Source organism: Anabaena sp. FACHB-83, from assembly GCF_014697485.1.
In the GTDB taxonomy this organism is placed as follows: domain Bacteria; phylum Cyanobacteriota; class Cyanobacteriia; order Cyanobacteriales; family Nostocaceae; genus Nostoc_B.
This window is the reverse complement of sequence record NZ_JACJRY010000007.1, coordinates 15,763-28,573: the sequence shown is the minus strand read 5'-3', so window position 1 is coordinate 28,573 and position 12,811 is coordinate 15,763. Positions and strand designations below refer to the sequence as shown.

The window sequence follows — 12,811 nt, the reverse complement described above, 5'->3', positions numbered from 1 at the left end:
ATCGTGGTTTTCATCAAGCATTGTGACAATTTTGGCAAAACCTGAACTTTGTGCCTCAGTGTATTGAGAAAATATTCATTGTTCAGGTAATAATACTACTTCCCCAAGACGTGAAGACCGATCTAGTTAGTTGCGCTCTGCTTTTTACAATAACCATATAAGAATTTGTTTTCTCTGCGCCTCATCTTTGGAGTGGTTATTCAAAAAGCCTATGCAACCTACTAACCCTAACCAATTTACCGAAAAAGCCTGGGAAGCGATCGCCCACACGCCAGATATTGCTAAACAATATCACCAACAACAAATCGAAAGCGAACACCTGCTCAAAGCACTGCTAGAACAAGAAGGTTTAGCCAGCAGTATTTTAACCAAAGCGGGTGCGAATTTGCAAAAAGTCCGCGATCGCACCGATCAATTTCTCCAGCGTCAGCCAAGGGTGTCTGGTACAAGTAGTTCTGTGTTCTTGGGACGCAGTTTAGACACCTTGTTAGACCGGGCGGAGAACTATCGCAAAGATTTTAAAGACGAATATATTTCTATTGAACACTTATTGCTGGGTTATGCCAAAGATGACCGCTTTGGCAAAAGTCTACTCCAAGAATTCGGGTTAGACGAAGGCAAGCTGAAAAATATTATTAAACAAATTCGTGGGAGCCAGAAAGTGACCGACCAAAATCCAGAAGGTAAATACGAAGCACTGGAAAAATATGGACGTGACCTCACCGAAGCCGCCCGCAAAGGTCAACTCGATCCGGTGATTGGTCGGGATGACGAGATTCGCCGTACCGTCCAGATTCTCTCCCGCCGTACCAAAAATAACCCGGTGTTGATTGGGGAACCTGGGGTTGGTAAAACTGCGATCGCGGAAGGACTTGCCCAACGCATTGTAGCTGGTGATGTTCCCCAATCTCTGAAAGACCGCAAACTCATCGCTTTAGATATGGGTGCTTTGATTGCGGGGGCAAAATTCCGGGGCGAATTTGAAGAACGCCTAAAAGCAGTTTTAAAAGAAGTTACCGAATCTGGCGGAAATATAGTTCTATTTATTGATGAAATTCATACCGTTGTCGGCGCGGGTGCAACCCAAGGGGCGATGGATGCGGGTAACTTGTTAAAACCGATGTTGGCGCGGGGTGAGTTGCGTTGTATTGGGGCGACAACTTTAGATGAGTATCGCAAATATATCGAAAAAGATGCCGCTTTAGAAAGACGCTTCCAACAAGTTTATGTTGATCAGCCCAGCGTTGAAGATACGATTTCGATTTTGCGCGGCTTGCGGGAACGCTATGAAAACCACCACGGGGTGAAGATTTCTGATAGTGCTTTAGTTGCTGCGTCTACATTATCGAGTCGGTATATTAGCGATCGCTTTTTACCAGATAAAGCCATTGACTTAGTAGACGAAGCCGCCGCCCGGTTGAAAATGGAAATTACTTCCAAACCGGAAGAACTCGACGAAATCGATCGCAAAATTCTCCAATTAGAAATGGAGAAACTATCTCTGCAAAAAGAAAGCGATGCGGCTTCCCGTGAACGGTTGGGAAGACTCGAAAAAGAAATTGCTGATTTCAAAGAAGAACAAAGAACTCTCAGCACTCAATGGCAGTCTGAAAAAGATATTATCAACAAAATTCAGTCTGTTAAAAAAGACATTGAACGGGTAAACTTAGAAATTCAGCAAGCGGAAAGAGACTACGACCTCAACCGCGCGGCAGAATTAAAATATGGGCAATTAACTGATTTACACCGCAAACTTGAACTAGCCGAAAGTGAACTAGCCAACGCTCAAAGAAGTGGTAAATCTTTACTGCGGGAAGAAGTTACCGAATCTGATATTGCGGAAGTTATTTCTAAATGGACAGGAATCCCAATTAGTAAATTGGTGGAATCCGAGAAAGAAAAACTGCTGCATTTAGAAGATGAATTACATCATCGAGTAGTGGGACAAGCGGAAGCCGTGACAGCAGTCGCCGATGCAATTCAGCGATCGCGTGCTGGACTTGCTGACCCCAATCGCCCCATCGCCAGCTTTGTTTTCCTCGGCCCTACAGGTGTGGGTAAAACTGAATTAGCCAAAGCCTTAGCAGCGTATATGTTCGACACTGAAGACGCACTGGTGCGAATTGATATGTCGGAGTACATGGAAAAACACGCCGTGTCGCGGTTAATTGGTGCGCCTCCGGGATATGTAGGTTATGAAGAAGGCGGACAACTCACCGAAGCAATTCGCCGTCGTCCTTACGCCGTGATTTTGTTTGACGAAATTGAAAAAGCCCACCCCGATGTATTTAATATTTTCCTGCAAATTTTAGATGATGGGCGCGTCACCGATGCTCAAGGTCATACTGTGGACTTCAAGAACTCAATTATCATTATGACCAGTAACATCGGTTCGCAGTTCATTCTTGATATTGCTGGGGATAATTCTCGCTACGACGAAATGCGTCATCGAGTCATGGAAGCAATGCGGAATAGTTTCCGGCCAGAGTTCCTCAACCGGATTGATGAGTTGATTATCTTCCACAGTTTAGATAAGAAAGAACTGCGCCATATTGTCCAATTGCAAGTGGGAAGATTAAGAGACAGGTTGAGCGATCGCAAAATATCTCTCAAACTCTCCGATCATGCGCTGGATTTCTTGGCGGAAGTCGGTTACGACCCTGTATTTGGCGCACGTCCACTCAAACGGGCGATTCAGCGCGAGTTAGAAACCCAAATTGCCAAAGCCTTACTCCGCAGCGAATTCCACGACGGCGACACCATCTTTGTCGATGTGCAGAATGAACGCTTGGCGTTTAGTCGCTTACCTGTGGAAGTATTTAGCAGCTAATTTGTAAATATTTCGCGCAAAGGCGCAAAGGCGCAAAGGCATAAAGGGTGTCTTTGCGTTTTTTTATGGGTTGTTATCTGGTTCTGTATATTTGCAGAAAACGTTAATGCCGATTTTGAGGATATATAAGACTACAATTGTGGCGATCGCGGCATCAATAGGAATACCATGAACAGCCGCCACAGTGACTAACGAGCCAATAATACTATTAAGTAAAGCAGCACTACCAGGGTTTTTCGTATATTCTTTAATTTTGCCTTGTAAACCTTCATCGCCGCATATTTCCGCGCGAATTTCATTTAGGGTCAATTGTAATAAAGATTTATTTTTACCGAAAGCTGTTTTTCCAAATTGCTCTTGCCAAAGTTCATCAAAACTAGCTTCTAAATCACCGTTATTTTGTTGTAGAGTCGTGAGGGCTTTTTGTGCTTGCTCATCTGCGATAATTTGTTGCAATTCTTGAAGTTCGGTAGGAGATAATTGTGTAGTCATATCATGCCTCATCGTCATGCTTTTCTAAAGATGCGATCGCTGTTCCTTGAGAATGATGATTTTTTTGGTTTCTCACATAAGAAACAGCCTTTTCTAACTGCTTACTACCTAATGACAATACACCATATCCGCGCTGCCAACTGAAAAGTACTGAATTATTTGATATATGATGATTTTGATTTAAAAAATGAGTGCTACTACCTTTAATATTTTTGACGAAATCAGCTATAGATACACTAGGCGGTATTGAAGCTATTAAATGGATATGGTCTTCTATGCCGCCAATCGCATGAATAATACTATTAAGAAAATCTGCTTTTCCAATAATGTAATTATAAAGTTCAGTTTCTTTCTCAGGCGTAATCAGAGGTTGGCGTTCTTTTGTTGCCCATACGAGATGATAATAAAGCAGCCAGAAAGCCATGATATTTTTGAATATAAAAAGGAATTTATTGATTATATTTTTTTATTAGTAAATCTGCCAAGTCCGCCTGAGAATAAATTCCCAGGCTCATAGCAAAAGTCCGTTGAAACGGACTGATAATTTATATAAATTAATTTTACTGACTTATTCATCAGTTGTTTTCAGACAACTTACCCTATGAGCCTGGGGTTTATAACCCTAGGCGGGTATGGTTTGTACACAGCGTAATGTCTACGACAAACCCCACAGCGTCTACACACTTACCAATCATTGCCTTTTGTTATCAAAGTCACGATGTTGATTCAAAACATTACAACGTTGGTGCAGAAAATTACAACATTCATTCAAAACGTTACAACCTTGGTGCATAACATTACAATATTCATTCAAAATGTTACAACGTTGATTCAGAAAATTACAACATTCATTCAAAACATAACAACGTTGATTCAAAACATTACAACATTTGTGGCAAATGCTTATATCTTCGTCACTAATACTTAAACAAAACTTATGAGTAAATCACCCTAAATTTTATAAAATGTTAACAACGCAAAAACCAACCCAGATAGCAAATGTTAACCAACTATATTCAAGCAGCTTTGCACCAGGCTACTTATGAACTTTTAGAAGATGGCACTTTTTATGCAGAAATCCCAGGACTGCAAGGATTGTATGCCAATGCTACCACACTTGAAACTTGCCGAGACGAGTTAAAAGAAGCTTTAGAAGAGTGGATTGTCTTAGGTTTACAGTTAGGGCATAGTTTACCCGTGATAGATGGAATTTCTCTTTCTATTAATAAGGATGTGGCTTAATGGCTACTTTTGGTGCAATTAGTCGGCGGGATTTGATTTATTACCTGAAACAACTTGGTTTTGAAGGGCCATATTCAGGTAAAAAGCATCAATTTATGATTAATTAAGGGCGAACTGAAATTAATCATTCCTAATCCCCATGAAGGAGACATCAGTAAAAGTTTAGTGGCAAAAATATTAAAACAGGCACAAATTAGTGAAGATGAATGGGAAGCACTCTAAAAAATATCGAGCTTGTTACCATCTACACTACATCGATTTTATCTTTGAGTTTGTCAGCTTGTATAGTGTTTTTCAGTTTCCATACTCAGCAAGAAAAAGAGGTTACTGATAACTGATAACTGATAACTGTTACAGCCTATCTCGCGCCTGCCAAATTGCCTCACGCACTGCACCCGCGAACTCTTCACCCGTCACCTCGCGCCAAATAGCTTGAAACTGACTTTCACCTAACTGCTTGAGTATACGGGCTAAAGCATAAATATAATAACCAATCAAATCTTGATTATGATTATGCTCTAGTTCAATAGCCAAAGCACGAATGTAAATTTGCAAAGCCTCAGCGTAATTTTCTTGAGCTTCTAAAACTCTTCCCCATTTACCCAATGTTAGCGAAGCCCAATACCAATCACGGAATTGCTCATAAACTTCCCAGGCTTTTTGATAATAGTCAATTGCCACATCAAATTGCCGTTGCTTTTCGGCTACCATACCCAGCTGGTAATATTCAGTAGCAACACCGTACAAATCCCCGGCATCTTCTTTTATCTTCAGCGCCTTGTTGTAATAATCAACAGCCACATCAAACTGCCTCTGCTCTTCGGCTACTCTGCCCAGTTGGTGATATTCTTTAGCAGCTCTGTAGAAATCCCTGGCATCTTCAAATATCTTCAGCGCCTTGTTGTAGTAATTAACCGCCACATCAAACTGCCTCTGCTCTTGGGCTACGATGCCCAGATGGTGATATTCTTTAGCAGCACTGTACAAATCCCCGGCATCTTCTTTTATCTTCAGCGCCTTGTGGTAATGAGCAACAGCCACATCAAACTGCCATTGCTCTTCGGCTACCATACCCAGTTCGTGATATTCATCAGCAGCACTGTATAAATCTCCAGTATCTTCAAATATCTTCAGCGCCTTGTGGTAATGAGCAACAGCCACATCAAACTGCCGTTGCTCTTGGGCGATTATGCCCAGTTGGTGATAGTCACTAGCAGCTCTGTACAAATCCCCGGCATCTTCTTTTATCTTCAGCGCCTTGTGGTAATGATCAACAGCTACATCAAATTGCCGTTGCTGATAGGCTACATTGCCCAGTTGGTGATAGTTACTTGCAGCTCTGTACAAATCCCCGACATCTTCAAATATCTTTAACGCCTTGTTGTAGTAATCAAGAGCCACATCAAATTGCCGTTGCTCTTGGGCTACCCTGCCCAGTTGGTGATAAATAACAGCAATTTTGTTATTCACTGAGGGTGAGGGGTTGTTTAAAGCTATTAATTCATCCAAAATTTCTTGATAAACTTTTCTCGTACCAGCCAAATCAGCACTTTGCAGTGCTTCATTAGCTTTGTTAACTCGCAAAGACATCCAGAAATCAACAGCATCTTTATTCTTTGCCTTCGTATCTGCTAAGTACATACCAATTTGCTTCAGCGCCCGTTGTAGCAGTGACTTAAATTCGGGTTTGCGTCCTAAACGCTCATACACTTTTCCCAAGACTTGCAGAATCGATTCTGCATAAGCCCATTCCTGCTGATGTTCAGCAAGGCGTAGATTTTGCAACAGATTTGATTCTTCGAGCCGCAGCACAAAAGTTGCCAGTTCAGCCTTGCTGATCAGTTCTGTATCGTATTTATCCGCCAAATAAGCGTAGAAAATTAACAACTTTTTTTCGAGTTCGTTAATCACCTCCTGGGAAGCTATTGAGTTTAACTGCTGACGCAAATACCAAGGTAGTGCTGGGTGAATTTTGTAGATAGTCTCATAACCCAAATATTCCAAAACACCTGCGGCTGCGGCTTCATTGAGAATTCTCATCCAATCTGGTTTTTGCAAGTTCTCCCCAAACACCGCTTGATAAGCTTGTCCATAGCTATCATCAGGATTTTTTGAAAAACTATGCAGCCAATGTGCATCAACCCGTTCTGAAAACAGTGCCAAAAATGGTAAATGTTGGCGTGTACGTTCTGATAACTTGGCAAAAGAATAATCCAACGACACCGTTAACGACTTCTCCCTACCTTCCTCCTCAGCACCTTTAAAAGTATCCAACCCCAGCCGCAACGCTTCAATTAACTGAGTTGGTGTCTGCGTCTTTAAATGCGGTAATACCACCCGCAAAGATAAGGGATGTCCACCCAGCAATTTCAATAACTCTAAATACTCTTCTGGTAGGTTCTTTCTCTCCACACCTACAGTTTGCAAAATCTTGGCGGCTAACTCTTGGGCATCGGCTTGAGATAAACCCTGCAAATTGATTAAACTATACCCACAATCAAGCCAAGGTTCTGCGCGGCGACTGGTAATTAATACCCAAGATTTCCCACCTTGTAACTCCTTGAGAAATTTTTTGAGATTGTTTCTTTCTTCTGCACTCAGTAAAGGTTCATTCCCCGTTGGAAAACCATTCACAGGTTCAAAATTATCCCAAATCAACAAACAAGGCTGAGATTGCAAATATTTTAAGACTGCTCGTTGTTGTTGCGCTGCCTCATACTGGGAAAACTTATCTCCCCAAACGACTCTTCCGACTTCGTTTATTACCCGACTCAGTGACGCGCCAGACTCAAAGGAGGTAAAAAATATCTGCTTACGCCCCTGAGTTTCATCTAACCATTGGGCAAACCCTGTGGTTAGCTCAGTTTTACCTACACCTCCCATACCTTGCAACAGCACAATATTATTGTGGCGAAATGCTCGCTCTAACCGTAAAATGTCGTAGTCTCGCCCAATAAAACCGTAGCGCCCTTGTTCTGGAAACCCGAATAAATTGCTGATGGGTTCTGCCAAAAAGTCATCAATATCAGTAAAATCTTCTGTTTGATGATTGACTTTTTGAAACGGTGTGTAAGTTTCCTGCTGGTACAAAACCGGAACCATCCAGTCAGCTAAGGGTAAATCACCTTTAGGACTGGGACGCAAACGTTGATTTATTACTTGTCGCCTTGCTGCGGCTACAGCGTTGGATACATCGGTTCCCGTGACTAGTTGCTGGTAAAATCTGCCAATGAAATGTTTGGCTGCTTCGGCTTGCACGTTATAAGCCATTGCAACTACGCCCTTTGTCCCCAAAGATACCAAGCGCGTCGCCACAGAAGAAAAACTACCATCTCCTTCTTGGGCTGATTTACAAGCATTCAACACAAAAATCGGCACACGACAATCATTTAAACTTTGAGCAATTTGGGCAGCAGTAATAATTTGGGGTGAACCATCGGTATTTTCAAACACCAATACTCCCTGCCCCTTGCTACCATAGGAATGTTGAAATCCGGTGCTGTTTTCGTCAAAGTCCCCATGTCCATCAAAATGGACGATATGGTAAAAACCTTTATGAGCATTTAGTTCTTGCTCGAATGTCTCAAAGCTAGGTGGACGCAGCACTTTCAGGTTGACATATTTTTGAATTGGTTTTAGGGCTTCGAGTAGAGGACGGGCGATAGTTTTTAAAGCGACATCTTTTTCGCCATAAGGACGGGAAACTACTAGTAAAATATTTAACTTGTCTTGGGGTAATTCTTGGAGATGCGATCGCACTGCATAACCGTTGAGACTGCGATACATTCCCCTTAAAGACGGTGCCAGAAATTGATAATCAGGGGTATACAGCAACTCCCAAGGCAAATTTAGCACTTTGGGGTCATCAGAAGAAATATTAATTTCGCATTTATCTAGACCTTCCCTTGTAGCTTCTTGAAAAAAATCCCAAGCTTTAGTGGTGCGGGGAAACACTAACTCAAATAACTGCTGTCCCCACGCTTGAAACTTTTGCTCGATTTTCTCGGCTTGCTCAGGGAAAATACCGTAAGGAAAATCTAAATACTCTTCTAAATACCAACGTAATTCGGTTAACGTCTGTTCATCAAATGGATGCTCAAAGGTGACTGGAGGTGCTGAACGTGGCGCAGATTGTTCTCGTTGCCAAGAAAGTTGGATTTTGTCCTCTTGATGAGTAATCCGCAACCAATTCTGCGCCATAACTACCTCTACCACTGGTTAGTTAATCTGATGGTAACTTAACTCAGTAATTCACGTAGAGTTCGGTTGATTACGTAAAATCCATACTATATTTGATGGTCTGTTGCCAAGCTTTCCTGGCATCTTGGAATTTTATGATACTGCGCTGCGATCGCCTCTCAATCACCTGCTACTTCATTTCGCTGCACGATAGTTAGCATCTAACCAACAGCGAGGTAAGCTTTCCCCAGAAGGAAAAACGAGACTTTCTTTGGTAAAAGTATCAATATCTTGTTCTTCTTGACCTTCTTGGTCTTTTCCATGCACGATATTAACATTCGGGTCAATTAATTCTTGAATATCAGTAATTTTGACTAAATCGCTCGTATCTTTGATTTGTAGCAACATATAATTTATCTCCAAAAATATTTATCGAAAATAGGCAGTATGAAACACATCTCGCCTTGAACTAAAGTTCCAGGCTGATAGCTAAAGTCCACACTTTGTGGACTGGAAGTTATTTTTAGTTGAGTCATCTGAAGATGACTCGATGCTCTGAGACTCGGAATTTATTCCGAGGCGGGACAGATGCACTACACGAATATTTGTGTTTACACCGTAGCATTTCTATGAATCAGAACTCATTGTTTCATTCAATGTTTAAGTCCTCTCCTTTTAAGGCTACGGTGTACACACAAGTCGAAAATAGGCAGTATGAAACGCATCCCGCCTTGAACTAAAGTTCCAGGCTAATAGCCAAAGTCCACTCAAGTGGACTATAAGATATTTTTAGGTGAGTCATCTTCAGATGACTTGCGCTATGAGACTCGGAATTTATTCCGAGGCGGGACAGATTCACTACACGATTTATAGGCATTCATATCTCTCACCTCCTAAGAATAGGGGTGTTAAAAGAGTAATTTATGGAATAATTAAAATCCCAAAATTAGAATTCTCGTTGATATTTTTCTAAAATATCCACCAGATTGACCTGACATTGCAGGGGTAGCAAATCAATTAGTGCTAGTTCTCTTCTCCCACCGCCTATCTTGACTGATATGGATTCTAATACTTTAGTTACGCGGTCTTCGTTGACATTATTAGAAGTGATTAAAGGATATAACTGTTCAGCGACAACGGTGTGCAGTTTGGCATCTGATAAATAAAGATGCCATTTGGCAATATCTATATAGACATTTTCGCCAATTTCCGATGCTAGGGCTTCTAGTAATTCTGCGGTGTTAGTCTTAGCCATAAAAATCACCCTATATTAAGAAAGAGCTAACGCTCTCAACCTATATATTATTATCGCTCAATTAATCAAGCTAACTCTACCCCCACAGGTTACATAAACCCTAACATTACCTGTACATCTTCAGGTGGATTTAGGCGGTGTGGAAGAATAGTTGGCGATCGCCGCGATATAAACTAAGTGTACCAACAACACTACTGCCCAACCTGCGGTTAAAAACGGCAACCACTCCCATTTAGCGGCTTTCAGGTTATGGAAGAACCAAAGACCAGAATTAATTGTCGCAGCTACAGCAACATGGACAGCAAAATTCATCCGGTCATCTATTCTACGAAATTCAGGATCACTGCGATCGGGTTTGCGAGGCCAACGAGGAGGCATAAATATTTATTACAACTTTGAATACACTTGATTATTTTAATGTGTCAGGATGCAAAGCTGTTAAATCTTTGTGACCTCAACTACAGCGACTTTAACTAAAAGAACTTGTGTAAGCAGACTCTATAGTTTTTAACAACTCTGGAATGTCATAAGGTTTAGCAATAAAATGAGCAATTCCCAAAGAAGAGGCTAATTCGTCGAGATAACCATGTGCTGTGGCTAAAACAACCGCTATTTTTATCCCTTGCGCCTGAATTTGCTGATATACTTCAATCCCGGAGAGCTTTGGCATTCTGTTATCTAAAATTAATAAATCTGGTTGCTCCTTAATCACTGTTTCTAAAGCTTCTTCACCATTTCTCGCTTCTTTTACCTCCCAACCTTCCTCTTCTAGCAAAAAACTCAGCATCGCTCGACTATCATCATCATCATCGGCAATGAGGATTTTGCGCTTATCTGTATTGTTACTGTTCATCTTTGATTTTTGTGATTGGTAGATAAAAAATCTGGGAGGTTGGTGTTGATGGAGAGAGATTCAAGCCTGAATTAACAATGAAACTGACTTGAGCTATTTCAGTGTGAGGAATTACTTTAACTACTACTTTTACTATTCCACCTTTACCAGCACAATCAAAAGCTTGCCAAAAATAACGTAGCAATTGGCGTAAAAGGCTTCTAGGATCAGCCACTACGGTGATTGGTTCATACCATTCAGTAATTATTTGCACCTGACGAATTACAGCTTCCGTTGAGAGAAGATCCACTAAATCAGATATATTAGCAGTCAAGCACACAGGTTGGAATGTGCCAATCTCAAAGGATGCTAAATTGCGCCAGATTTCTGCACGGCGACGAAATATTTGAATTGATTGTTCAGCTTGACGCAGTAATTGTATCGCGTAGTCTAACCGATTAACTGCTACCATCCGCGAAATAACTTCCATTTTTAAGCGTGCAGCTTGATGTGCTTGGATGATATCTTGACGTAATTCTTCGAGTGGTTGATATTCGTTGGGGTTAGACTCTAGAACTCGCCGCACATCTTTTTCTAAGTGAGCAATTAATAATTCTGCTTCAATACCATGAGAAGCACATAGCAATATTTCTTTTAAGCGTTGTCTAGCATCTGCACGCCGGAGAGAGATACTCAAAACTCCGATAATTTCTTGTTTGTCATCCCGTAGCGGAATTCCCTGACAAGTGAACGGATGAAACCCCTCAATAAAATGTTCAGCACTAATAATTTCTATATAATCTGCTTCTGCTAATGGCGTACCAATACCATTAGCACCAGCTACAGCTTCCGATAGCAAAGAACCAGGCCCCGGAAAAGGTTCTGGCCCTTGTACAGTTTGTTTATCACCTACAACATCCAACACGATCGCTTCACTGTCGCCTAACATCACTGCATGACGATCAGTCCCCGCCGCCTGTGAAAGCATCCGAATATAAGGTGCAGCAACTTGAATTAAAGTTTGCTTTTGTTCTATTAAACGCTCTGTATCCAGGATTGAGAGTTTTTCAGCTTGGAGAGCCTGAGAGTTTGCGCCTTGGAGGTGCGATCGCTCCCAAGCACGATAAATATTCGAGCGCAACATCCGAGCCGGAATCGCACCCGTCGATTTGTATAAGCGTCGAGCTTCTAATACATCAACTTCTGAAGGGGACATAAAATCAACATCCCTTAGCTGATTAATTTCAGCTTGATACTTTCATCTTAAGTTGTTATAGCAACTTTTTTTGGATAACTCGCAAATTCTCCTGCTAACCTCAAAATAGAAGTAAACTTATGTAACGCAAAACCTTAATTTTTTATTTATCATTGAGCTTTTCTGATTGTGGTTTTTTCTCAAAAATAATCAACTTCGTAGCCAATAAAATTTATATCAAAATTGCCATATTACAACGTTAATTACAAATACGATAAATATCTTATCCTCTCAATATCAAATCCCATCAGCAATACATCAACCATTTGAGTGACATCTAAATTTATCTGTGTCAGCAATGATTATCCTATTTGATAGAGGAAGCCAATATCGTCAGTGGTGAATATGGTAATAACCATAAAAGATAGGTGGCAAAAATGGCTAAAGCAAACCCAGTAGAAATTCAAAAACACTTAAAAGGAATAGATTATCCTGCTAGTAAGCAAGAATTAGTTCAACACGCTCAAAAGCAAGGCGCAGATCGTAAAGTTCTATCATTATTAGAGCAACTGCCAGATAATGAAGAGTTTGAAAATCCCACCGATGTCAATAAAGCCATAGGTGAGATTGAATAAACTAGTCTAAAATTATTTGTGCGAGATTTTATTTTGGCTGTCATTAGTGATTTATTTTTTGTAATTACAAATGACCAAAGATAATAGGACTTACGCAACTGGCATATTTTTTCTGTAGGGTGTGTGACGCAACGAGAAGATTTGAACGTAG

12 protein-coding genes are annotated in these 12,811 nt (G+C 41.0%); 4 read left to right on the top strand and 8 right to left on the bottom strand.

What is annotated here, in order from left to right:
- Positions 1-211: 211 nt before the first annotated feature.
- Positions 212-2,830: an ATP-dependent chaperone ClpB gene (clpB, locus tag H6G79_RS10705; RefSeq protein ID WP_190588628.1), complete on the top strand. Its 2,619-nt coding sequence runs from the start codon at positions 212-214 to the stop codon at positions 2,828-2,830.
- A gap of 63 nt (positions 2,831-2,893) precedes the next feature.
- Here clpB and H6G79_RS10700 read toward each other — a convergent pair whose 3' ends face one another.
- Both H6G79_RS10700 and tnpA read right to left on the bottom strand, forming a co-directional pair.
- Positions 2,894-3,322: a hypothetical protein gene (locus H6G79_RS10700; RefSeq protein WP_190588627.1), complete on the bottom strand. Its 429-nt coding sequence runs from the start codon at positions 3,320-3,322 to the stop codon at positions 2,894-2,896.
- A gap of 1 nt (position 3,323) precedes the next feature.
- The gene (gene tnpA / locus H6G79_RS10695) at positions 3,324-3,746 is read right to left on the bottom strand and encodes an IS200/IS605 family transposase (protein ID WP_190588626.1); all 423 of its coding nucleotides are present in this window, start codon (positions 3,744-3,746) and stop codon (positions 3,324-3,326) included.
- A gap of 227 nt (positions 3,747-3,973) precedes the next feature.
- Here tnpA and H6G79_RS10690 point away from each other — a divergent pair, with 227 nt between their 5' ends.
- Positions 3,974-4,117: a hypothetical protein gene (locus H6G79_RS10690; protein WP_190588625.1), complete on the top strand. Its 144-nt coding sequence runs from the start codon at positions 3,974-3,976 to the stop codon at positions 4,115-4,117.
- Positions 4,118-4,321: 204 nt separating this feature from the next.
- Positions 4,322-4,564, top strand: a complete 243-nt coding sequence (locus tag H6G79_RS10685; protein ID WP_190588624.1) for a type II toxin-antitoxin system HicB family antitoxin — start codon at positions 4,322-4,324, stop codon at positions 4,562-4,564.
- Positions 4,565-4,915: 351 nt separating this feature from the next.
- On the opposite strand, the gene H6G79_RS10675 is transcribed toward H6G79_RS10685, so the two are convergent.
- The 6 genes from H6G79_RS10675 to H6G79_RS10650 all read right to left on the bottom strand — a co-directional run bounded on the left by H6G79_RS10675 (position 4,916) and on the right by H6G79_RS10650 (position 12,046).
- Positions 4,916-8,764, bottom strand: a complete 3,849-nt coding sequence (locus H6G79_RS10675; protein ID WP_190588623.1) for a tetratricopeptide repeat protein — start codon at positions 8,762-8,764, stop codon at positions 4,916-4,918.
- Between the two features lie 174 nt (positions 8,765-8,938).
- Positions 8,939-9,151 carry an acetyltransferase gene (locus H6G79_RS10670; protein ID WP_190588622.1) on the bottom strand — a complete coding sequence of 71 codons (213 nt, stop codon included), beginning with the start codon at positions 9,149-9,151 and terminating at the stop codon, positions 8,939-8,941.
- Positions 9,152-9,689: 538 nt separating this feature from the next.
- Entirely contained in the window at positions 9,690-9,998 is a 309-nt protein-coding gene (locus H6G79_RS10665; protein ID WP_190588621.1) for a DUF3181 family protein, read from the bottom strand.
- A gap of 120 nt (positions 9,999-10,118) precedes the next feature.
- Positions 10,119-10,376 carry a hypothetical protein gene (locus H6G79_RS10660; RefSeq protein WP_190588620.1) on the bottom strand — a complete coding sequence of 86 codons (258 nt, stop codon included), beginning with the start codon at positions 10,374-10,376 and terminating at the stop codon, positions 10,119-10,121.
- A gap of 91 nt (positions 10,377-10,467) precedes the next feature.
- On the bottom strand, positions 10,468-10,851 hold the full coding sequence (locus H6G79_RS10655; RefSeq protein WP_190588619.1) for a response regulator: 384 nt from the start codon (positions 10,849-10,851) through the stop codon (positions 10,468-10,470).
- On the bottom strand, positions 10,841-12,046 hold the full coding sequence (locus H6G79_RS10650; RefSeq protein ID WP_190588618.1) for a sigma-54-dependent Fis family transcriptional regulator: 1,206 nt from the start codon (positions 12,044-12,046) through the stop codon (positions 10,841-10,843). The genes H6G79_RS10655 and H6G79_RS10650 overlap by 11 nt, the downstream gene beginning before the upstream one ends.
- A gap of 416 nt (positions 12,047-12,462) precedes the next feature.
- On the opposite strand from H6G79_RS10650, the gene H6G79_RS10645 reads away from it, so the two are divergent.
- Positions 12,463-12,660: a DUF2795 domain-containing protein gene (locus tag H6G79_RS10645; RefSeq protein ID WP_190588617.1), complete on the top strand. Its 198-nt coding sequence runs from the start codon at positions 12,463-12,465 to the stop codon at positions 12,658-12,660.
- Positions 12,661-12,811 lie beyond the last annotated feature (151 nt).